At 38.4% G+C, this 22,200-nt stretch carries 19 protein-coding genes; 13 read left to right on the top strand and 6 right to left on the bottom strand.

Annotated features, from left to right (window positions below):
• Nucleotides 1-6: 6 nt before the first annotated feature.
• The 3 genes from ACJZU6_RS09795 to ACJZU6_RS09785 all read right to left on the bottom strand — a co-directional run bounded on the left by ACJZU6_RS09795 (nt 7) and on the right by ACJZU6_RS09785 (nt 2,670).
• Complete coding sequence (locus ACJZU6_RS09795) at nt 7-1,134, bottom strand: anhydro-N-acetylmuramic acid kinase (protein ID WP_080157245.1); 1,128 nt, start codon at nt 1,132-1,134, stop codon at nt 7-9.
• 150 nt (nt 1,135-1,284) lie between these two features.
• A complete protein-coding gene (locus ACJZU6_RS09790; protein WP_080157246.1) occupies nt 1,285-1,572 on the bottom strand; it encodes a hypothetical protein in 288 nt (95 codons plus the stop codon).
• Nucleotides 1,573-1,758: 186 nt separating this feature from the next.
• Entirely contained in the window at nt 1,759-2,670 is a 912-nt protein-coding gene (locus ACJZU6_RS09785; protein WP_080157247.1) for a LysR family transcriptional regulator, read from the bottom strand.
• A gap of 289 nt (nt 2,671-2,959) precedes the next feature.
• On the opposite strand from ACJZU6_RS09785, the gene ACJZU6_RS09780 reads away from it, so the two are divergent.
• The 8 genes from ACJZU6_RS09780 to ACJZU6_RS09745 all read left to right on the top strand — a co-directional run bounded on the left by ACJZU6_RS09780 (nt 2,960) and on the right by ACJZU6_RS09745 (nt 13,299).
• Complete coding sequence (locus ACJZU6_RS09780; RefSeq protein ID WP_080157248.1) at nt 2,960-4,153, top strand: glycine C-acetyltransferase; 1,194 nt, start codon at nt 2,960-2,962, stop codon at nt 4,151-4,153.
• 101 nt (nt 4,154-4,254) lie between these two features.
• Complete coding sequence (gene tdh / locus ACJZU6_RS09775) at nt 4,255-5,286, top strand: L-threonine 3-dehydrogenase (protein ID WP_327766058.1); 1,032 nt, start codon at nt 4,255-4,257, stop codon at nt 5,284-5,286.
• A 146-nt stretch (nt 5,287-5,432) separates the two neighbouring features.
• Nucleotides 5,433-5,909, top strand: a complete 477-nt coding sequence (locus tag ACJZU6_RS09770) for a VF530 family DNA-binding protein (RefSeq protein ID WP_080157250.1) — start codon at nt 5,433-5,435, stop codon at nt 5,907-5,909.
• Between the two features lie 145 nt (nt 5,910-6,054).
• The gene (locus ACJZU6_RS09765) at nt 6,055-7,650 is read left to right on the top strand and encodes an ABC-F family ATPase (protein WP_080157764.1); all 1,596 of its coding nucleotides are present in this window, start codon (nt 6,055-6,057) and stop codon (nt 7,648-7,650) included.
• Nucleotides 7,651-7,775: 125 nt separating this feature from the next.
• Nucleotides 7,776-8,231, top strand: coding sequence for a YaiI/YqxD family protein (locus ACJZU6_RS09760; protein WP_045038663.1), 456 nt, complete (start codon nt 7,776-7,778; stop codon nt 8,229-8,231).
• 901 nt (nt 8,232-9,132) lie between these two features.
• A complete protein-coding gene (locus ACJZU6_RS09755; protein ID WP_408900180.1) occupies nt 9,133-9,633 on the top strand; it encodes a hypothetical protein in 501 nt (166 codons plus the stop codon).
• Nucleotides 9,634-9,785: 152 nt separating this feature from the next.
• Nucleotides 9,786-10,754 (top strand): hypothetical protein, encoded by a 969-nt coding sequence (locus tag ACJZU6_RS09750; protein WP_408900179.1) that lies wholly within the window; start codon nt 9,786-9,788, stop codon nt 10,752-10,754.
• A 1,367-nt stretch (nt 10,755-12,121) separates the two neighbouring features.
• Nucleotides 12,122-13,299, top strand: a protein-coding gene (locus ACJZU6_RS09745; protein ID WP_408900178.1) for an IS3 family transposase whose coding sequence is annotated in 2 segments (ribosomal slippage) — nt 12,122-12,380 and nt 12,380-13,299 — 1,179 coding nt in all. Because the reading frame shifts where the segments join, the coding sequence is not laid out codon by codon here.
• Here the strand turns inward: ACJZU6_RS09745 and ACJZU6_RS09740 are convergent.
• On the bottom strand, nt 13,292-14,101 hold the full coding sequence (locus tag ACJZU6_RS09740) for a hypothetical protein (protein WP_408900177.1): 810 nt from the start codon (nt 14,099-14,101) through the stop codon (nt 13,292-13,294). The two genes, ACJZU6_RS09745 and ACJZU6_RS09740, sit on opposite strands and share 8 nt — an antisense overlap.
• 624 nt (nt 14,102-14,725) lie before the next feature.
• Between ACJZU6_RS09740 and ACJZU6_RS09735 the strand changes: the two genes are divergently transcribed.
• The 5 genes from ACJZU6_RS09735 (at nt 14,726) to ykgO (ending at nt 18,995) form a co-directional block, all read left to right on the top strand.
• Complete coding sequence (locus tag ACJZU6_RS09735) at nt 14,726-16,435, top strand: L,D-transpeptidase family protein (protein WP_408900176.1); 1,710 nt, start codon at nt 14,726-14,728, stop codon at nt 16,433-16,435.
• A 215-nt stretch (nt 16,436-16,650) separates the two neighbouring features.
• Nucleotides 16,651-17,283: an HD domain-containing protein gene (locus tag ACJZU6_RS09730; RefSeq protein ID WP_080157266.1), complete on the top strand. Its 633-nt coding sequence runs from the start codon at nt 16,651-16,653 to the stop codon at nt 17,281-17,283.
• A gap of 125 nt (nt 17,284-17,408) precedes the next feature.
• Nucleotides 17,409-17,969, top strand: coding sequence for a class IV adenylate cyclase (gene cyaB / locus ACJZU6_RS09725; protein ID WP_327766577.1), 561 nt, complete (start codon nt 17,409-17,411; stop codon nt 17,967-17,969).
• Nucleotides 17,970-18,024: 55 nt separating this feature from the next.
• Nucleotides 18,025-18,510, top strand: a complete 486-nt coding sequence (locus tag ACJZU6_RS09720; protein ID WP_408900175.1) for a hypothetical protein — start codon at nt 18,025-18,027, stop codon at nt 18,508-18,510.
• Nucleotides 18,511-18,857: 347 nt separating this feature from the next.
• Entirely contained in the window at nt 18,858-18,995 is a 138-nt protein-coding gene (gene ykgO / locus ACJZU6_RS09715; protein ID WP_408900174.1) for a type B 50S ribosomal protein L36, read from the top strand.
• Here the strand turns inward: ykgO and ACJZU6_RS09710 are convergent.
• Together ACJZU6_RS09710 and ACJZU6_RS09705 are read right to left on the bottom strand one after the other, a co-directional pair.
• Nucleotides 18,988-20,165, bottom strand: a protein-coding gene (locus ACJZU6_RS09710; protein ID WP_408900069.1) for an IS3 family transposase whose coding sequence is annotated in 2 segments (ribosomal slippage) — nt 18,988-19,907 and nt 19,907-20,165 — 1,179 coding nt in all. Because the reading frame shifts where the segments join, the coding sequence is not laid out codon by codon here. The two genes, ykgO and ACJZU6_RS09710, sit on opposite strands and share 8 nt — an antisense overlap.
• 156 nt (nt 20,166-20,321) lie before the next feature.
• Nucleotides 20,322-21,914 carry a phosphoethanolamine transferase gene (locus ACJZU6_RS09705; protein WP_080157765.1) on the bottom strand — a complete coding sequence of 531 codons (1,593 nt, stop codon included), beginning with the start codon at nt 21,912-21,914 and terminating at the stop codon, nt 20,322-20,324.
• Between the last annotated feature and the right edge of the window lie 286 nt (nt 21,915-22,200).

Genomic DNA, 22,200 nt, shown 5'->3' with positions numbered 1-22,200 from the left:
TTATCGTTAATCCGCAGGATAAATCGCACCTAATTGGGCTAAACGACTAGCGCCAGTCACTTCTGGTAAATTACCTGATTGATGGTGCATAGTGCGATATGCAAGCCATGCAAATGCCATTGCTTCCATGTTATCAATATCTACACCACGATCTGCGGTTGTCATAACCTGCCAACTTGGTAGCAATTCTGCCAGTCGTTGCATTAAAATCGGGTTATGAGCACCGCCGCCACAGACTAATAGTTCATTTGGCGTAACGGCAGGGGTGAGGCCTGTTTTTTTGACATCATTTGCAATAGTTTGCGCGGTATATTCAGTGAGTGTTGCTTGAATATCACAAGCAGAGAGTTGCAGTTCTGCAATCGTTGGTTCGGCTAAATAGTGTTCTAACCATGGCAGGTTAAATAACTCTCGACCAGTGCTTTTAGGCGCGGGTAGTTGTAAATACGGCTCAGACAATAAGCGGGTTAATAACACTGAGCTTACCGTACCTAAGCGGGCCCAATTACCGTTCTCATCATAACTTTTTTGCTGGTGGAGGTTGATCCACGCATCCATCAACATATTACCAGGACCAGTATCAAAGCCTGTCACTGCTTTATTGGGCTCTAAGACAGTAATATTAGCAATACCGCCAATATTTAAAATAACTCGAGTACATTGGGTTGAGCTAAATAGTTGTTGATGAAAAGCGGGAACTAGCGGTGCACCTTGACCACCAAATGCCATGTCTTTGCGACGAAAATCAGCAACGGTAGTAATGCCTGTTTTGGCGGCAATAATATTGGCATCACCAATTTGCATCGTAAACGCATATTCTGTGTGGGGAGAATGAAAGACGGTTTGACCGTGGCTACCGATAGCAGTGATATCTGTAGCATCTGTTTGGGTTTTATTCAGCAGTGCTAATACAGCATCAGCAAAAAGATGACCTAAACGGTGGTCTAGTTCACCTAATGTTTGTAAATTTGTTGGTTGGCCTAAACAGATATCTAACAATGATTGTTTGAGATTATTACCCATAGCAAAGGGATGCGAACCAAGTAATCGAATATTATTGTTGTCAATTTCTACGAGAACAGCATCAACGCCATCCATGCTCGTCCCTGACATTAAACCAATATATTTTTCCATCGCTGTTCCCACTGTATTTCAATTTAACGGCTGCTGTTTATCATGGCCGTTAAGCAGTTAATTATACTGTTCGAAGTATAAACTATACCGTCACTCTAATCAGAAGTGACTGAGAAATAAAGTAGCGATGGAATATTTACGTTAATTGTTTTAATGCATGACACTACGAGAAGCGGCAAGACTATTAGCCCCTTGCTGTTGAACGACGTTGTTCATTTTATTCGCAAACTCAGCTAATTCGAGGCTCACTGCTGAACTGGCGATCATTGCATCATCAAGATCGAAAATTTCAATCATATGTCCTATCGTACCGTCATCATAAGTGCCAGAAACAAAATGAATGGCAGTATCGGTTAGAATTGAACGACCATATGTATTCTCGACTAAACGCATCCAGTGGATTAATTCATCATGATTTTCTATGATTTTTGAGTGCATAAACACTGATCCTTTTGCATTGGAGGCATACATTGAGAGGACCGATTGTCCTTTATTTTGTGATGGCCTTTTATGCACTAAGTGTATCAGTTCAGTGAAAATGATAACTTTAGCGTTACTACAAAAATAAGTGTCAAAAAAAACAAAAAGTGACAAAAACGCACATTTTCTTATTTAATCAATGATTTACGAGTTAAAATTTGCTGTTATGTAGTCAATAAATGCTCTTAGTCGGGCGGGCATAAATTTAGTTTGAGCGTATTGCAGCGCAATATCACCATGATAATTACCGCGTATCGTCCATGCAGGTAATACTTGAATAACCGCACCTTCGAGCAAAGCATCTTTAATCACAAAATCAGGGAAGATACCAATCCCTAAGTTATCTTTTACACCATTAAGTCGCATTTGAGAGTGATTAACCGCATAACGACCACTCACGGTAACGCGATGGCGTGTATGTTGTTGTTCAAAATCCCAAATATTGTCTGTATTAGTTTCCCCTAAATACAAACAATCATGATGAATAAGATCTAATGGCGTTTGGGGTGTGCCACGTTGTGCTAAGTATTCAGGACTGGCACATAGCATTAGATCAACTTTGCCTATTTGTTTTAAGACTAAATCCTCACTTGGCTTTTCAGTTAGTCTAAATACCACATCAATCCCTTCTTTTATAATATCAATATCACCATCACGGGCTTTAAGCTTTAATTGAATATCAGGGTATTGAGTTAAAAATGGCGTCACTAATGGCTGTAATACTATCGATAGAAATGCTTTGGGTGCAGCAACTGTTATCATACCGGCAGGCACAATCGGCTCTGAATGGGAGATTTCAATCGCTTGTTTTGCGGCATCAAACATCGCTGTGCATTGACTATAAATGCGTTTACCAGACTCACTGATGACCAAGGTTCGAGTCGTACGTTCTAATAATTTAACGGAAAGCGCGCTCTCTAAGCGTGATATCTGTTTACTTAATGCAGAAGGGGTGACATTGAGCTTTTTGGCAGCCGAGGTATAGCTGCCTTCATCAACGACGACAATAAACACCGCGAGATCTGGCATTAGTGCGATTAGCTTATTAGTTTCCATTCATTTGTGCCTGAGAGTCAATAATCATTTTCCATGGTATGGGATAATACTGTGGTTAGGTTTGAATTAGAATGCTGAAAAGTGACCAATTAAGTTCTAGTTCAAAGTGTTGATAAAAAGCACCAAATAGTTGGCGATTTTCAAATAAAAAAGGTGTAAAACGAAAGCTACTCCCTAGACTTCGATATTTAATGCTGCCGTTGCAGTATGTTCTAGTCTAGATAAAAGAGCTTTTAGGTTTTATCGGCGATTGCGCTTAGTTACCATCCAATAAATCTGTGAGGAACACATGTCTTCTGCATTCTATAAGCAAATTAATCAGCAAATTGAAGATGTTAAAGCTGAAGGACTATACAAATCTGAGCGTATTATTACGTCTGCACAACAAGCTGCTGTTAAGATTCAATCTGGTGAAGAAGTATTAAACTTCTGTGCAAATAACTACTTAGGTTTGGCTAATCACCCAGAACTGATTGCTGCTGCAAAAGCGGGTATGGATCAACACGGTTTTGGTATGGCATCGGTGCGTTTTATTTGTGGCACACAAGACGCGCATAAAGAATTAGAGCAAAAACTATCGAATTTCTTAGGAATGGAAGACACCATTCTTTATACCTCATGTTTTGATGCTAACACTGGTTTATTTGAAACGATCCTTGGTGCTGAAGATGCCATCATTTCAGATGCACTAAACCACGCCTCTATTATTGATGGTGTACGTTTATGTAAAGCAATGCGATTCCGTTACTCAAATAACAACATGGAAGAGCTTGAGCAACAATTGATCGCAGCTAAAGAAGCGGGCGCACGTAATACATTGATCGTAACTGACGGTGTGTTCTCAATGGATGGCGTAGTGGCTAACCTGCCTGCTATTTGCGATTTAGCGGAGAAATATGACGCACTTGTGATGGTGGATGACTCTCACGCTGTCGGCTTTATGGGCGCAAATGGTCGTGGTACTCATGAGCACCATAATGTAATGGATCGTATTGATATCATTACAGGTACGCTTGGTAAAGCAATGGGTGGAGCATCAGGCGGTTACACGTCAGGTAAGAAAGAAGTGATTGATTGGTTACGCCAGCGTTCACGTCCATACTTGTTCTCAAACTCTGTTGCGCCAGCGATTGTTGCCGCATCAAACCGTGTTATTGATCTATTAGCTGAAAGTGGTGATTTACGCGATAACCTATGGATTAATGCGGCGCATTTCCGTACCCGTATGACAGATGCTGGCTTTACTATGGCAGGTGCTGATCACGCTATCATTCCAATTATGCTAGGTGATGCAAAAGTAGCAGCAGAATTTGCTGAGCGCGCATTAGCAAAAGGTATCTATGTGGTTGGTTTCTCATTCCCTGTAGTACCAAACGGTAAAGCACGTATTCGTACTCAAATGTCAGCAGCACATACCCGTGAGCAACTTGATAAAGCCATTGATGTCTTTATCGAAGTAGGCAAAGAGATGGCTATTATCTAGTTCGTTTTTCGTTGTTAACATCGGCACGACCTTAGCCATTGGTTAAGGTCATTGTATAGAATGCCATTAAATGGTTATTCTAGCTTTATGGAATAAGTGTTATGAAAATCAAAGCTCTGTCTAAATTAAAGCCTGAAGAAGGTATCTGGATGACTGAAGTAGATAAGCCGCAAATGGGGCATAATGATCTACTTATTCGTATTAAGAAAACAGCTATCTGTGGTACAGACGTGCATATCTATAACTGGGATGAGTGGTCACAAAAAACCATTCCAGTACCAATGGTTGTGGGTCATGAATATGTGGGTGAAGTTGTAGGCATGGGACAAGAAGTCCGTGGTTTTAACTTAGGTGACCGTGTTTCTGGTGAAGGGCACATCACTTGTGGGCATTGCCGTAACTGTCGCGGTGGTCGTACCCATTTATGCCGTAATACCGTTGGTGTTGGCGTTAACCGTGAAGGTGCGTTTGCAGAGTTTTTGGTTATTCCTGCGTTTAATGCATTTAAAATTCCAGATGATATCTCAGATGATTTAGCGTCGATTTTCGACCCATTTGGTAACGCGGTTCATACTGCATTATCGTTTGATCTTGTCGGTGAAGATGTCTTGATCACCGGTGCTGGCCCAATTGGTATTATGGCAGCTGCGGTTGCAAAACATGTTGGTGCTCGCCATGTTGTGATCACCGATGTTAACGAATACCGCTTAGATCTTGCACGTAAAATGGGTGTAACTCGCGCCGTTAACGTTGCAAATGAAAACCTAACCGATGTTATGGATGAGTTAGGCATGAAGGAAGGCTTTGATGTTGGTTTAGAAATGTCAGGTAATCCAATGGCATTTAACAGCATGTTATCAAGTATGAACCACGGTGGTAAGGTTGCATTACTTGGCATTCCACCATCAGACATGGGCATTGACTGGACTCAGGTTATCTTTAAAGGCTTAATCATTAAAGGTATCTACGGTCGCGAAATGTTTGAAACATGGTACAAGATGGCAAGCTTGATTCAATCAGGCCTAGATCTAACCCCAATCATTACGCACCATTATAAGATTGATGATTTCCAGCAAGGCTTTGACGTTATGCGTTCTGGCATGTCGGGTAAAGTTATTCTTGATTGGGAATAAGTCGTTGGCTTTCTAAACGATAAAATCGAGATCTATTATTAAGCGAGTATAGTGCTCGCTTTTTTTATTCTCTTTTTTTATTAATGATTATTTTGCTATTATCAGTATAATGCGCGCCACTCAGTGAGTCTCTGTTAGGAATTAACATGCAAGAATTAGATCAACAACCACAATCAGAAAAAAAAGTAAAAGAACTGACGCTAGAGCAGCAATTACTGCAAAATAATCCATTACATGGTCTTAGCTTAGAGAAAATGCTAACAGAACTTGTTGATCATTACGGTTGGGAAATTCTTGATACAGCAATGCGTATGAACTGTTTCAATACCAAACCGTCTATTGCAAGTAGCGTTAAATACCTGAAGAAAACAGAGTGGGCACGTGAAAAAGTAGAAGGTTTTTACCTGTCTCGCTTTAAGCGTATGCCTCGTGCTTCTGCGGCTGAATTTGAATTACCGCCACGTATGCGTACATTTGCCCACGGCATTACACCAAAAACACCAATGGAACTTACTGTTGAGTCTATTTTGTTATCGCAAGCAAAAGCGGCATCAGCACATAAAGAACGTTCTAACAGTGGTCGTAATGGTGGCCGCAATAACGGCGGTCGATCGCGTCGTTAATCATTAGTTACTAAATAGCAGCACTAATTTAGGGTGATGTATGTCACGAAAGCTGCTATACTAGACAACAATTTAGAGAAAAAGTCGCCTATATTGAGCGGCTTTTTTAATGCTTGATATATTCACAAATTTTGGAAACAGTACATTGATTTCAACAGCTAATATCACAATGCAATTTGGCGATAAGCCATTATTTGAAAACATCTCAGTTAAATTTGGTGGTGGCAACCGTTACGGCCTGATCGGCGCAAATGGTTGTGGTAAATCGACATTCATGAAAATCTTGGGTGGCGAACTAGAGCAATCTGGTGGCACTGTTTCACTTGATCCTAACGAGCGTATGGCGAAATTAGGTCAGGACCAATTTGCATTTGAAAACTACAGTGTTATCGATACTGTAATCATGGGCCATAAAGAACTATGGACTGTGAAAGAAGAGCGTGATCGTATTTACGCGATGCCTGATATGTCTGAAGACGACGGCATGCGTGTTGCTGATCTTGAAGTTGAATTCGCAGAAATGGACGGCTACTCAGCAGAAGCACGTGCAGGCGAACTTCTTTTAGGTCTTGGCATTTCTGAAGATCAACACTTTGGTCTTATGAGCGCCGTTGCTCCAGGTCTTAAAGTGCGTGTGTTATTGGCTCAAGTATTGTTTGCTAACCCAGACATCATGCTGCTTGACGAACCAACGAACAACTTGGACATTCACACCATTGCATGGCTTGAGCAGATCCTTCTTGCACGTAACTGCACAATGATCATTATCTCGCACGACCGTCACTTCTTAAACAGCGTATGTACTCACATGGCTGACCTAGATTACGGTGAAATGCGTCTGTTCCCTGGTAACTACGACGAATACATGATCGCAGCAGAGCAATCTCGTGATCAACTTCAAGCTGATAATGCGAAGAAGAAAGCACAGATGGCTGAACTACAAACGTTCGTAAGCCGTTTCTCTGCTAACGCATCTAAAGCTAAGCAAGCAACATCTCGTCAAAAGCAATTAGACAAGATCCAGCTAACAGCGGTGAAAGCATCTAGCCGCCAATCTCCATTCATTCGTTTCGATCAGGAAAAAGAACTGTTCCGTAACGCACTTGAAGTTGAGAACCTAAAACAAGGTTACGGCGATAACATTCTTATCAATGGCGTTAACCTATTGGTAGAAGTGGGTGAGCGCATTGCGATCATCGGTGAAAACGGTATTGGTAAATCAACTTTCCTAAATACTCTAGCGGGCCAAATGGACCCAATGGAAGGTATGATTAAGTGGTCTGAAAACAACAATATCGGTTTCTACGCACAGGATCACAGTGCTGATTTCGCTGAAGACATTACACTATTAGAGTGGATGGGTCAGTGGAAGAAAGAAGGCGACGACGAGCAAGTAGTTCGTGGTATCCTTGGTCGTATGCTGTTCTCACAAAACGACATTAAGAAATCAGTTAAAGTGATTTCTGGTGGTGAGCAAGGTCGTATGCTGTTTGGTAAGCTAATCATGCAACGTCCTAACATCCTACTAATGGATGAACCAACAAACCACATGGACATGGAATCTATTGAAGCACTTAACCTTGCGTTAGAGAACTTCAAAGGTACATTAATGTTCGTATCTCATGACCGTCAATTTGTAACTTCTGTTGCAACACGCATTATTGAGATCACTAAAGATGGCGTAGAAGACTTCCACGGCACTTACGATGAGTACATTGCTAAGAAAGCACTAATTGGTTAAGTTTCACTATTAATCAAGCGGCCTAAGCCAAAGAATTAAATAAAAGCCGCCTTTATTAAGGGCGGCTTTTTTATAGATAAATTTAACGTGTTCATTCACGTAATCTCAATATTTAAGGGAAATCTATGAAAATTTGGGTTGATGCAGATGCATGTCCAAACGTTGTAAAAGAGATTCTTTTTCGCGCAGCAGATCGCGCTAAAATAAGTGTAACGCTGGTGGCGAATCAATATATCCGCACACCACCATCACCATTTCTACGCTCGATTCAAGTAGAGCAAGGCTTTGATGTTGCTGATAATTATATTGTTCAGGAATGCGAAGTAGGGGACTTGGTGATCACCGCTGATATTCCTTTGGCTGATGAACTGATCACCAAAGGCGCACACGCATTAAACCCACGCGGTGAGCTTTACACCAAAGACACCATCAAGCAACGCCTACAAATGCGTGATTTTATGGAAACCATGCGGAGTAGTGGAATTCAGACAGGTGGACCGTCTGCATTAACGCAAGCTGACCGCCAAAATTTTGCTAATAAACTCGATGCTTTCTTAGCTAAAAACCATAAGATACAATAAGTTATAAGTATGGGGGTAAGCTCTGTTTTACCTCCTTTTTCCCCTTCTGCGGTATTCACATTTCTTCTTATTTTCCAGCTAAATCTACTTAGTCCTATAATTCTATTCCGTTTTGTTATTTCAAATATTAAATATCCTGCAAGAGCTGTCATGAAACTATTCATCCAACCCCGTCATTCCCTACAGTGAATGCCCGCGAGGGCGATAGGGAATCTATTCACACGTGTCGAAATCTTAAATAGTGCGAATGTAGTCTTTATCTGAAACTACGTAAATCGAATTTTTCACAATCCATCCAGCCTCGTCATCCCCTACAGTGAATGCCCGCGAGGGCGATAGGGAATCTATTCACCGCGTGTCGAAATCTTAAATTGAAGTGGTCAAGTAAAATTGGCCACAGATTTGTATTCATTATTAAATCGAATTTTTCACAATCCATCCAGCCTCGTCATCCCCTACAGTGAATGCCCGCGAGGGCGATAGGGGATCTATTCATCGCGTGTTGAAATATTAAATAATACGAATATGGAACATTATAGTTTTTAGATATATGAGTGTGTTGCAGGCTGATCGGCTTGGTGGTCAAGGTACGACAGAATCGCTTGGTGATCACAACGAGCTTGCTATCATGGCTAGCTCAGAAATGCCCCAAAACTGTTTAGATCAAATACTCATTCATATTGTATTAACGTGATTTTGGATTAGTTTTATTTATATATTCATATGCTAATCAGGCTTATTTTATACTTTCTATATTTCGAATAAACACTTTAAAACAATCAAGATCATGATATTTATGAACTAAATTGATTATGATCATGAGACTTTAGGTGCATTCTTTTGCGTGAAAGTAAGAATGCTACTAATAAGCTGTTAACTATTTCTAGAGTTTGGAGTTTAAATGACACGAAGTGAATTGGTACAAGAAGTTCTGTATATGGCTGAAGATATAACTCAGAACTTCAAACCTGTAGATGGTAGCTGTCTGTATATGAGCGCAATGTTAGTTGCGATGATGAATGATCACTTGTCTGTCGAGACTCGCTTTGTGACGGGAAGCTTATCTGTTGCTGAATCCAAGATATTTGCTCATCAACCAATTAAACCAATACTAAGTAAAAAGGAAGGTGTAATTGGCAAATGGGACGGTCACGCTTGGGTTGAGGTTGATGACTTAATCATTGATTTATCGCTATTTCGAACGGTATTTTCAAAAGTTGCTTCACCTCGCATTCAGAGCCTTTTTGAGGCGAGGTTTGAGCGTGGTACTGCCTACCTAGTTGGGCAAAAACATAAACTAATCGAAATGGGCGTTGAGTACACCCCACTTGAGCTATTGTCGGACGATGATGCGACAATCTTTATACAAAATGCGGGGAGAATGGGGCTAATAAACAGTTAACAGTAAATTTAAGAGTGATTCACAACGCTTAGCATTTTCAGTTTAAGCTTGGGTTTTGTTTACGGTGCAAGGGTTTAGGTTAGGTGGTAGCGTTGCTCATCACCTTAATGCGGCGGTTAAGCATTATGGTGTTTGCTCAAAATGAGGTTTCAATGAATAGTGAAGAGTTTGCTGGTGAATACTTGCTCAAGAAATTTAGATTAAAAGACTCAGATATAGAATGTTATGAGGAAGAGGTAAAAAATGGAGGAAACAGCCGTTACCTTTCTCTTCGGAAAATGTCACAACTTGAGAACTATCATACTCCTGATTATGTAATCTCAGACGATGTAAATGACAGTCTTGAAGACATATTGTTTGTTGACGTTAGTGGTCCGAAAGGTGGTTTGTTAACTAAGACAGAAATTGAAATCGATAAAGAAATAGCTCGCATGCAGTCTAAAATGTCAGTTGGACAAACTCGTTCTGTAGAGTTAAATAAGCAAGTGAAGCCCTTGATTCAGGGTGTCAAAAGCAAACTAATAAAAATCAACAAGAGATATGCTTGTAATAGGGACTATAAGGGGTCTATTTCACCAAACAATGGGATCGTTTACTGTATGGAAGAGGAACGTGTTCCTGAACATCATAAGAATACAATGCATAATCTTGGAGCTTTTCAGTTATCGATAACTACACTAGAGTTGCTGGATTTATTATCCAGTGGAAAATGTCAGTTTAATGATATTGAGCAACTTGGGCTTAATCGTCCTGTTGTCTTTGAGTTCAATGAATTGTACAAAAACATCAGTTTCATAGCTTTTGTTGGCAGAGAAACTTTAGAAAATCAGTCGTACATATTTGTTAATAAAGATTTTTTACGTTGTTCTAACAATATACTGGCTCGATCAATCAAAAAGATGCCCTATGTAAATGGCAATGGTTTTCGAAGTACGAGATGTCCAAAATCAAAGCTGTTAATTGACATCAATCTTTCTGAAATTAACGAAGAAAATCCATATATTTTTCCGTATGGAAATATAAATTATAAGGGTAATGCAATGCCCGGCGCAGATGTGCCTCTAGAAGAGATTGAACTGTCAAATATCCACCAACAATTCAACGATGGCCTCTCAAAATAATGCCTAACAGATATGGATAGTTGAACAAGCTAAGCCACCTTCATATAAGTAAATATTGAAATACTATGAATGGTCATGTAAAAGGGAGATTAAGCGTTATACTTACTTTTCCTAATGCCTATTAGTTTAGATAGATCAATCTTTCTGAGAAGCTTCTGTCCAAAAATTAGTTATACCTCAGATTTATTTTTTGTGATCACCAAGCGATTCTGTCGTATCGTAATTACCAAGCCTAATCCCGTCATTCCCTACAGTGAATGCCCGCGAGGGCGATAGGGAATCTACTGTCCACGCGTTGTGAAGCTTATATTTAGCTGTAAAACGTAAGGTGTTTCACTGGCATCTTTAAGGCTCGATCACGTGATGAGTAGATCACGGATAGCTTCGTTCTTCAACTTCCGAGATGACGGATATTAGGCTGAGTGAATGCCAAGCCTCAACCTCGTCATTCCCTACAGTGAATACCCGCGAGGGCGATAGGGAATCTATTGTCCACGCGTTGTTGAGTTTATATTTAGCTGGAAAATTTAAGGTGTTTCAGTGACGCCTTTAAGGCTCGGTCACGGGGTGAGTAGATCACGGATAGTTTCGTTCCTCAACTTCCGAGATGACGGATATTAGGCAGAGTGAATGCCAAGCCCAACCTCGTCATTCCCTACAGTGAATGCCAGTGAGGGCGATAGGGAATCTACTGTCCACGCGTTGTTGAGTTTATATTTAGCCGTAAAACGTAAGGTGTTTTATTGGCGTCTTTAAGGTTCAATCACGGGGTGAGTAGATCACGGATAGCTCGTTCCTCAACTTCCGAGATGACGAATATTAGGCTGAGTGAATGCCAAGCCCCAATCCCGTCATTCCCTACAGTGAATGCCCGCGAGGGCGATAGGGAATCTATTTATTTGTGTTGAAATCTTGTTGAATATAAATAGAGGTGTCCTGTTTCTGTCAGAGAATAATTTATAGCTGGATAGTTGAAGTTATTAAGTGATATTTATTGAATAGATGGGATGGATTATAATAAATAGACCTAACGCGGTCTATTTATTATGAATAAGGGATTATTATTTATGATTAAAATTTACCATTGTACGTCTAATGTAAATCGACTATTGGATGGAATAAAATTAGAACTTGTAATAACACGAATTATTGGTTGGTCATTTAGTTTGTAACAACTGATACTCATTTTTGATACGTAATTTTGTGAGTTTTTATTTAGTGAACAGTTTAATTGTGTATTGTCATTTGTTTGTTCTGAAGACATGAAAGTGTTTGGAAAAGTAATATCATATTTATGAAGTGGCATAGTTAATTTGGCCACCTAGTTAGAGGTGATATCATCACCTCATAATTTAATAGGTGACACTATGACTAAAAGAATACGCCCTAATTTTACACCTGAATTTCGATTAGAATCAGCACAACTCGTTTTAGACCAAGGCTACTCTGTAAAAGAAGCTGCGGAAGCAATGAATGTTGGTAAATCAACAATGGATAAGTGGGTTCGACAGCTGAAAGATGAACGTGGTGGAATGACACCGAAAGCAACACCAATGACGCCTGATCAGCTTAAAATTCGTGAATTAGAGAAGAAGATTAAACGGATTGAAATGGAGAAAGAAATACTAAAAAAAGCAACCGCTCTTTTGGCCTCGGACTCATTCAAAACTTCATATTAGTTGATGAATTAAAAGCTTATTATCCTGTATCTATCCTTTGTCATGTCTTTGATATTCATCGCAGTAGCTATAAATATTGGACTAAACGGCCTAAAACGCAGTCAAAAGAGCAAGTGCTATTATCTAGTGAAGTGAAGGCTGCACATCGTGCTAGTAGTGGCTCTGCTGGAGCCAGAACAATTGCAGGTATCGTTACGACTAAAGGCGTGCCGTTAAGTCGATATAAGGCAACTAACATCATGAAACAACTAGGATTAGTCAGTTGTCAGGTTAAAAAACATCGTTATAAAAAAGTAGAAAATGAACATTTAAATATTCCCAATACATTAGATCGCCAGTTTGCAGTTACTGAGCCTAATCAGGTTTGGTGTAGCGACGTGACATATATTTGGTCAGGACAACGTTGGTTGTACCTTGCTGTTGTGATTGATTTATTTGCCCGTAAAGTGATTGGTTGGGCAACGTCAGGCTCATCCAATACAGATCTAACAGGTAAAGCCCTTTCGATGGCTTATGAAGTTCGAGGGGCGCCTAAAAGTGTTATGTTTCATTCAGATCAAGGCTGTCATTACACAAGTAAACAATATCGCCGATTACTTTGGCGGTATCAAATTACACAAAGTATGAGTCGACGTGGAAATTGTTGGGATAACGCCCCAATGGAACGATTTTTTAGAAGTTTTAAAACAGAGTGGATGCCAACTGCGGGTTATCGCTCATCGAATGAAGCTAAAGTGGCGATCACTGAATATATTATCCGATATTACAACCAAGTCAGGCCCCATCAATATAACGGTGGCTTGACGCCTAATGAATCAGAACGCCGATTTAATAATGAATACAAATCAGTGGCCAATTTTACTTGACCACTTCATTACCATTAGAGAATTTTTTGGAAGTAATATCGCCTTGGTAAATTGGACCACCTTTTGTTACTGTCACATAACTAAGTTTGCCTTGTGCAGTAACATTGACAGTAATATGCTTACCTACTGCAGGATAAATTTTAGGTTCTTCAACTATATCTGTTTTTGGCTCTTTATTTATTTCAATATATTTAAAAGGTAGGGTAGATCCTTTTATTATTGGTATCGCTTCATGGGTATTACTATTTTCCATAACAAAACCTAGCCAAGGATATTTATTAGCAAAATTTTCTGGTGTGTTGCTTACTGCCTGCATATATATTCCATTATAATATCCAGTAAGTGGAGTATTTTCTTTACAAATCGGTTGAGTATCTGGTCCGAGGTTGCTCTGTGAATTAAAATTATTCATAAGTTTAGGCTTACTCAACTCATAGAACATAACTTTTTTATTTATTGTATTATCAGAAGATAAGAATAAAAAGTTCGGTCCATATTCTTCACCAGGAAATCGAGGATCTCCTGCTGCTTCTATATATATAGTTCCAGAGCAATCAGTAGATTTGTAATACATAGTCGTAGATCGAACTGCGCCTAGATAATTTATTCTGGCAGAGTCAGTGTTAATTGAAGATTGGTTAAGAATGAGATTATCTCTTGAAAAACTTTCGGATTCATAATTATTCCCAACAAAAGCACCATTAGCACCAACCCAATAACCCACTATATTATTTTGATCATTTGCTTGAGCTTGATTAATACTACACAAACTAATACCAATACATAATAATGTCTTTTTCATTTGTTACTATCTCATTTAATCTAAATTAATGGTATGAACTACCACTTCTACATTTAACTATAATTATTAATGGTAGCATTGTTTGTTAACTATAAGAGTTACTTATTGTTAAGTGAGAATAATATGGCTTAATTTATGAATTATAATAATTATTTACTTGGTTATAAAAAACATAGGACACCAATAACATTCCTTCGAATTATATATCCTTTAATCCGTCTTAGAGTAACGACTTACTGCCGTATGTTAAGCTCGATCATGTGATGAGTAGATCATGGATAATAACCAGTCTCATCTGTTGCCCGTCATTCCCCACAATAAATACTAGTGAGGGTGATAGGGCACTTACCACCAGCGTGTCAGAATGACTATTTCATTGCGTCTTTCAGGCTCAAATACACGCTAAATAGATCACTGATAGTTCGTGCTTTACTTCCGAGATGTGAATAATAACCAGCGCCATAGCCTTTTTCTCGTAATATTCTGCACCCGATATTCTTCATCTATCTCTTTTTAATATAAATTGTGCCAACTCATCATTCTTGAAATCTTTGTCACTTTTAATGGTGAATGCTTTTAATTCTAAAAAAGCATATTCTTACTTTTTTAGTAAAGGACCGTTGAATGAAATTTAATCGAAAAAAAATGACTACATTGATTCGTTCAGTAATGACCGTTTCAGCATTACTAACCTGTGGATCAGCTTTGGCTGCTGATAATGCGGTGACCAATACGTTAGATTTACATGTTCTAGATGGCGTTACAGTGAATAGCACCGCATCTTTGTGTTCAAACTCAACGGTCAAAGTGTGTAACGAAAACATTTTGGATACGCTATATGCTGAAAACAACTTCATGCCATATTGGTTAAACCCAGTGCTTGTCAATGCGATCATGCCGCAATTACAAGCGCTGGCAGATTCCAATACGCTACCAGGTATGAAGCAACGTTTAATAGAGTTGAAGAAATTAGCAGTATTGCCAGATCAGCGCGGATATGATTTGTTATTAACTGATACGTATTTAGTTTACGTGGATTATGTGCATCAATTAATGCAAGATCCTCGACCATTATACAATTCACATCCAGTAACTTTGACGCCTTTGACATTAAAAATGGTGCAGAATTATTTCCCATTGACGGCTCAAAAGATCAATTCTCTTATTCCTTCTTCGCAGTTTGTTTCGACAATGGGAGTGATCAACCATCTATTAAGTTTACCTGCTAATCCACTTGATTCGAGTAATGTTCACTTTGATAAGATTGTTTACCTCGGTGACACCATCCCTTATGGTCCTAAAGTGGCGACAGTGCTTTGGAATTTAGGCTATTTAACTCAGCCTCAGTATCAACAGATTATTGCTCAAGCGACGATTACAAATACCGGTGTGATGAATCAAGCGATAAAAACCTTTGAAGGTAATTATGGTTTGAAGATGGATGGCATTATAGGACCTGACGTTGTGAGCCAATTAACACGCCCTTATTCAAGTTTAGCGCGCATTACGGCATTGAACTTACAACGTGAACGTTTTGCGCAATTGCAAGGGAATGGCCCGCAAATTATTGTTAATATTCCTGATTTCAAAATGACGCTATACGATAATCAAAAGCCAATATTTGAATCGAAAATTATCGATGGGATGCCCAAACGCCCAACCAATTTGTTCCAGTCATACATTAATACGGTTGTGATTAACCCTTATTGGTATGTGCCTGAAACCATCAAAGTGCAGAATACTATTCCATCAGCTAAAGCTAATTCTAATTTCTTAAAGAATAACCGTATGGATGTGATTAACAGCTGGAGTGATCGTTCTGTTGTGCCACCTAGTTCAATTGATTGGGCAACGGTAAATCCGCATACCTTTACGCACCAATTCCGTCAAGATCCCGGCCCTGAGAATGCTCTAGGACGGGTAGCCTTCTTGATGCCTGATTCGTTCTCTGTATATATGCATGACGAGTCACAATCAGAATATCCATTGTTTAAACGTCATCATCGCGATTTAAGTTCTGGTTGTATGCGTGTACAAAAACCTCGTGAGATGGCGAAAATTATTTTGTCTTATCAAAATATGCCAAGTTTGCCCTCTGTCGACGATATGATTAATTCGAACAAGCACCGTGAGATTGGCTTAAAGGTGCGTGTGAATCTTGATGTGGCTTATTTAACAGCTTGGGTAACACCTAATGGCCAATTAGAGATGCGCCATGATATCTACGGTTATGATAACCCTCGAGCTAAACCAATTCAGAATCAATTTATTTCGATTCCAAACTATCGTACACATCAACGTATTAAATTGGCATTGAATGGTCAAAGTAGCTAATTGAAACATAGGAAAACAAAGGACACCCATAATTCTTTATGCAAGAAAGTAGGCAGAACCAAGGTTACTATTTGGTGTAATATTAGAGCTGCCTATCGTCATTACCAACTGTGAATATTTGTGTGGACGGTAGGGAATCTACTATTAGTATGTTGAAACTTGAAAGCATATAGATGTGGGTGTCCTGTATTGTTGGTTAGCGGCTTGAGGTGTAGATGGGTAATTTAGAAGTATTTGAAAAACAATTGCTTGAGTTCATCTCAACGGAAATGGTTACTGATGCGGCACACGATATTAATCACGTGCTGCGAGTCGTTAAGACAGCTAAACAGTTGAGTAAACAAGAAGGCGGAAACGCTGACATTGCTATTCCTGCTGCATATTTACATGACTGCTTCACCTTCCCCAAAGGACATTCTCAACGTAATCAAAGTTCATTCTTCGCAGCGGAAAAGGCAATTAAATTTTTGAATGAAATTGGATATCCCAAACAATATTGGCAAGAGATACATCACGCAATCGTCGCTCATAGTTTCAGCGCCAATGTAAAACCAATGACGATTGAGGCTAAAATTGTTCAAGATGCGGATAGGCTCGACGCGCTAGGTGCGGTGGGAATTGTAAGGTGCCTTCAAGTGAGTACAACTCTTGGGCGAACATTATATTCAACAGTTGATCCTTTCTGCGCCAATCGAGAACCTGACGATGGTACTTACACCATAGATCACTTTTATACCAAGTTATTAAAACTTGCAGACACAATGCAAACCCATTCGGCGAAAGAAGAAGCTACAAAAAGAACGAGCTTTATGCAGAGCTATTTAGATCAGCTTGCGAATGAGGTTTAATCACTGCTATTTTGTTTATTTAAAGCAACTGGTTTTGTGTTATCAATAGTAATCATACATAGTTAACATAAACCTTTGGGTTGGTGTGTTAATCTGCGCTCTTTATAGTTCAGTAAGTAGCAATGATGGTTTCAGATCATTTTAGTGGTAAATTTGAAGTCGAACTTAAATATCGATTGAAGTCGATATCTCAGTTCTTAGCGATATTAAAATCAATGCCGCATGAAATTATGCTTCAAGATAATATAGAATCTGATTGTTATTTTGATACCCCAAAACAACAGCTTTTAGCTGAAAATAAAAGCCTTTGCATTCGTGAAATGGCACCGTCAGGCATTAAGCTTTGGATCGTAAAAGGACCAGAAGCTGATCGCTGTGAAGCCGTAAATATTACTGATGTCAATAAAGCACAAAGTATGCTTACCACAATGGGTTATCAAATTGTATTGGCGATGAAGAAAACCCGCAGTATTTATTTTGTGGGTAAGTTTCATATTACTGTTGATCATCTTGATGGGGTAGGTGACTTCGCTGAATTTGCCATTATGACTGATGATGAAAGTTTACTTGATGGTTATCGAGCTGAATTGGTTATATTAGCTAATAAGTTTGGTTTGAGTGAAATAGATCTAGAACATCGTTCTTACCGACAAATGTATTTTGAAATCTGTGTCAAAAATAAATAATACTAATTGTTATTATATGTAGTAAATAAGCATAATTATGATGGGGGATATATTTATGATTAATGTATTAATATGGTCTAAAAATATATTTTATGTGTTTTTATTCTTATTTTCATCTCTTTCTTTCTCGAAAGAGTTTAAAGAATCTATAATTGATAGTGGGATTTCTAAAGGATCTGATTATATCGCGATGTTTAACATTAGTTATGAAGATAAGGATCATATAGCAAATCATAACGTTAATGTTTTTTTAAAATCAGCAATTGAAGAAAGTTTTATGACTTGTGGTGATGCTCAGTTATGTACTAGTTCAATTATGATTATACCAATTAAGAATGATGAAGTGTTAATTACATATTCTTTAAATACAATAAAACAAAATGGAAGTATTAGTGTAAATAGTAAGTTGATATTTACATTAAATGAATATATGCGACTATACAGTTCTCAAATAACGACAAAGAGAGATGATATGGTCTTATCTAATGCGAATAAGCAAAATGTTAGTGTTAGTTTGAAAATAATAAAAAACAACTTGTAGCATAATTTTACCTCCAAACAGAATTGTCTCTAAATCCCAGTCCAGAAAACGGATAATCCTCATTATTATCTGCCATTAGGTAAACATCTATTAATTTTATTTCCTGTAATAAAGCTTTAGTAAGAGCGGTAGGGAACCATAACGATTGTTATCATGGGTAGCTTCGTTTTTCTACTTATCCCTTTTTATTATGTTTACAGTGTGTTTGTTGTTATGTTATAACATAACCATTGTTGGCGGGGTCTTATTAGCGTTCAATACTATGGCAATTACACGCTGTTTAATTGGCTGATAAGACGGCTCGTTAAGACAACAATTTTTCTTATGATGTTAAAGGGTGAAAGTTAATGAAGGTTCTTAGTTCGTTGAAAAGTGCAAAAAATCGCAGTAAAGACTGTCAGGTGGTTAAACGCCGTGGTCGTATTTATGTGATTTGTAAATCTAATCCAAGATTTAAAGCAGTGCAGGGTGAAGTGGTCAAGTAAAATTGGCCACTGATTTGTATTCATTATTAAATCGGCGTTCTGATTCATTAGGCGTCAAGCCACCGTTATATTGATGGGGCCTGACTTGGTTGTAATATCGGATAATATATTCAGTGATCGCCACTTTAGCTTCATTCGATGAGCGATAACCCGCAGTTGGCATCCACTCTGTTTTAAAACTTCTAAAAAATCGTTCCATTGGGGCGTTATCCCAACAATTTCCACGTCGACTCATACTTTGTGTAATTTGATACCGCCAAAGTAATCGGCGATATTGTTTACTTGTGTAATGACAGCCTTGATCTGAATGAAACATAACACTTTTAGGCGCCCCTCGAACTTCATAAGCCATCGAAAGGGCTTTACCTGTTAGATCTGTATTGGGTGAGCCTGACGTTGCCCAACCAATCACTTTACGGGCAAATAAATCAATCACAACAGCAAGGTACAACCAACGTTGTCCTGACCAAATATATGTCACGTCGCCACACCAAACCTGATTAGGCTCAGTAACTGCAAACTGGCGATCTAATGTATTGGGAATATTTAAATGTTCATTTTCTACTTTTTTATAACGATGTTTTTTAACCTGACAACTGACTAATCCTAGTTGTTTCATGATGTTAGTTGCCTTATATCGACTTAACGGCACGCCTTTAGTCGTAACGATACCTGCAATTGTTCTGGCTCCAGCAGAGCCACTACTGGCACGATGTGCAGCCTTCACTTCACTAGATAATAGCACTTGCTCTTTTGACTGCGTTTTAGGCCGTTTAGTCCAATATTTATAGCTACTGCGATGAATATCAAAGACATGACAAAGGATAGATACAGGATAATAAGCTTTTAATTCATCAACTAATATGAAGTTTTGAATGAGTCCGAGGCCAAAAGAGCGGTTGCTTTTTTTAGTATTTCTTTCTCCATTTCAATCCGTTTAATCTTCTTCTCTAATTCACGAATTTTAAGCTGATCAGGCGTCATTGGTGTTGCTTTCGGTGTCATTCCACCACGTTCATCTTTCAGCTGTCGAACCCACTTATCCATTGTTGATTTACCAACATTCATTGCTTCCGCAGCTTCTTTTACAGAGTAGCCTTGGTCTAAAACGAGTTGTGCTGATTCTAATCGAAATTCAGGTGTAAAATTAGGGCGTATTCTTTTAGTCATAGTGTCACCTATTAAATTATGAGGTGATGATATCACCTCTAACTAGGTGGCCAAATTAACTATGCCACTTCAAGCTTCATTATATACTCAAATTGAAAATGTATACCTATACGAGATGTATAAGTATACATTAAATCATAATGTTATCTTAGTTGATTAAGATGGAACTCTACAGCTTGCGCTAATATCAAGTGCGGGGTTGATCACTTTAGATTGGACGCCATAAAGCCCTAATAGACTATGGAACAAATTGTCATGTGATAGATGACCAATATCCTCTTTATTTCTTAAGCAACTAAGATTAATGCCTTTTTGTTGAGCATATTGAGTTGGGATCCATAATAACCATGGTACATGTTTTTGTTCTTTCGGTGCGATTGGAAAAGGTGCTCCGTGTAAATAGAATCCATTTTCCCCAAGTGATTCACCATGGTCTGACATATATAGCATTGCTACATTGTATTTAGCTTCGTTTTTCTTCAATAATTTAATCACTTGTTCATCGACATAGTCGGTGTAGAGAATAGTATTGTCATAAACGTTTTTAATTTCTTGGTCAGTACAGTTTTCAATATCACTACGGTTACAAGACGGTTTGAATCGATCAAACTGTTTTGGATAACGTTGGAAATACGTTGGACCATGGCTACCAATTAAGTGTAAGACTAATAATTTGTTCTTATCGTCTTTATTAATAAAATCAGCGGCTTTCTTTAGCATTACGCCATCGTAACAACTTGTTCCATCACAGTATTGATTGTGTTGTGACGTGTCAGTTGCTACATACGGTACTCTCGCTGCAACGCCTTTTGAACCACCATCATTATCAATCCATAATACTTCAGCGCCAGCGCGATGGATAATATCAACGGCATTATCTTGGCTGTAAGCGCGATCTTGATTGTAGTGAGCACGCGTTAAATTAGAGAACATGCAAGGAACAGATAGTGCTGTATAAGTACCGCAAGATTCAACATTTTTAAATGAAATAATGCCTTCGTTTTTAGTGTAAGGATTAGTATCTCGTTTATAGCCGTTGTAAGCGTAATCATAAGTACGTGCGGTTTCGCCTAACACCATAACAAATAAGGTTGGTTTGTGGTTTTTAGTTGGCAGTAGTTTTGCATCTAAGCCTTGTTTTTTGTAGGGTAGAGGTTTGTAAATAAACTCTTTGTATAAGTATTTTCCGCCCGCGTATACATGACCAGGAATGATCATACGGTTTAAATAATGATTATTACGACCAACCGCGGCATAACTTTTATAGTTAGTCAGAGCAATAATTAGCAGTGCTGTTGTTGCAATGCCAATAAGTATAATTCGAGCAATAATTTCTTTAAAAATACTTTCACGCTTAGTGATTTTTACACAAGCGATCCAAATACTGGGTAGTAAACCAAATACGATAATATAGGTTATCGAGTGCAAATTAACATACGATAGTGCTTCATCTGAACGTGTTTGGAAGATGCTTTCGATAACTGCATTATCAAATAAGGTGTGGTAATTGACTTCAGCAAATAAAGCCATTGATGATGTTATAACTAAAAAAATCATGATGGCTTTAAAAATATATGGCCAACATAAGCAGCTGAAAATGATGATAAAAGCAGCAGTTAAAACAATAGGCGCAGTATAAGGAAATACAGGATTAGAGACTGTATTACTTAATGAGAAAATCTTTTCTAATGTCGGAAAGTTAAAACATAATGAAAAATAAAGGGATAACCATACTATAAAAGTTGTCATTTTTAAGTGGAAAATATTGCGCATTGTTTACTCTGTGTCAAATAACGAATGCTGCTATTATCTTGAGCGTAACTTAAGGCTTACTTAAGAATGATCACTGAAAGCATAGAATAGAGGTCATTTTGTGTGTTAGCGATGCTATATTATTCCATTAAGTGTGATTCTCATTTTTTGGTTATAGTATCTAAAGATTTTATTTATATATTATGCATAATCAATGTTGTGCACACCAGATCGTGATGTTGCTACTGTAAAATAAAATGCTCACAATATGCCTTTGGGGAAT

It is taken from the genome of Photobacterium piscicola (assembly GCF_046058925.1).
GTDB lineage: Bacteria > Pseudomonadota > Gammaproteobacteria > Enterobacterales > Vibrionaceae > Photobacterium > Photobacterium piscicola.
This window is presented reverse-complemented; position numbering and strand designations above follow the sequence as displayed.

Excerpts from the sequence above, each read along its gene's own strand:
- ykgO (WP_408900174.1), top strand. The coding sequence starts at position 18,858 with ATGAAGGTTCTTAGTTCGTTGAAAAGTGCAAAAAATCGCAGTAAAGAC.
- ACJZU6_RS09730 (WP_080157266.1), top strand. The coding sequence starts at position 16,651 with ATGGGTAATTTAGAAGTATTTGAAAAACAATTGCTTGAGTTCATCTCA.
- ACJZU6_RS09705 (WP_080157765.1), bottom strand. The coding sequence starts at position 21,914 with ATGACAACTTTTATAGTATGGTTATCCCTTTATTTTTCATTATGTTTT.
- ACJZU6_RS09750 (WP_408900179.1), top strand. The coding sequence starts at position 9,786 with ATGAATAGTGAAGAGTTTGCTGGTGAATACTTGCTCAAGAAATTTAGA.
- ACJZU6_RS09760 (WP_045038663.1), top strand. The coding sequence starts at position 7,776 with ATGAAAATTTGGGTTGATGCAGATGCATGTCCAAACGTTGTAAAAGAG.
- ACJZU6_RS09735 (WP_408900176.1), top strand. The coding sequence starts at position 14,726 with ATGAAATTTAATCGAAAAAAAATGACTACATTGATTCGTTCAGTAATG.
- ACJZU6_RS09795 (WP_080157245.1), bottom strand. The coding sequence starts at position 1,134 with ATGGAAAAATATATTGGTTTAATGTCAGGGACGAGCATGGATGGCGTT.
- cyaB (WP_327766577.1), top strand. The coding sequence starts at position 17,409 with ATGGTTTCAGATCATTTTAGTGGTAAATTTGAAGTCGAACTTAAATAT.
- ACJZU6_RS09720 (WP_408900175.1), top strand. The coding sequence starts at position 18,025 with ATGATTAATGTATTAATATGGTCTAAAAATATATTTTATGTGTTTTTA.
- ACJZU6_RS09755 (WP_408900180.1), top strand. The coding sequence starts at position 9,133 with ATGACACGAAGTGAATTGGTACAAGAAGTTCTGTATATGGCTGAAGAT.
- ACJZU6_RS09780 (WP_080157248.1), top strand. The coding sequence starts at position 2,960 with ATGTCTTCTGCATTCTATAAGCAAATTAATCAGCAAATTGAAGATGTT.
- ACJZU6_RS09770 (WP_080157250.1), top strand. The coding sequence starts at position 5,433 with ATGCAAGAATTAGATCAACAACCACAATCAGAAAAAAAAGTAAAAGAA.
- ACJZU6_RS09740 (WP_408900177.1), bottom strand. The coding sequence starts at position 14,101 with ATGAAAAAGACATTATTATGTATTGGTATTAGTTTGTGTAGTATTAAT.
- ACJZU6_RS09785 (WP_080157247.1), bottom strand. The coding sequence starts at position 2,670 with ATGGAAACTAATAAGCTAATCGCACTAATGCCAGATCTCGCGGTGTTT.
- tdh (WP_327766058.1), top strand. The coding sequence starts at position 4,255 with ATGAAAATCAAAGCTCTGTCTAAATTAAAGCCTGAAGAAGGTATCTGG.
- ACJZU6_RS09790 (WP_080157246.1), bottom strand. The coding sequence starts at position 1,572 with ATGCACTCAAAAATCATAGAAAATCATGATGAATTAATCCACTGGATG.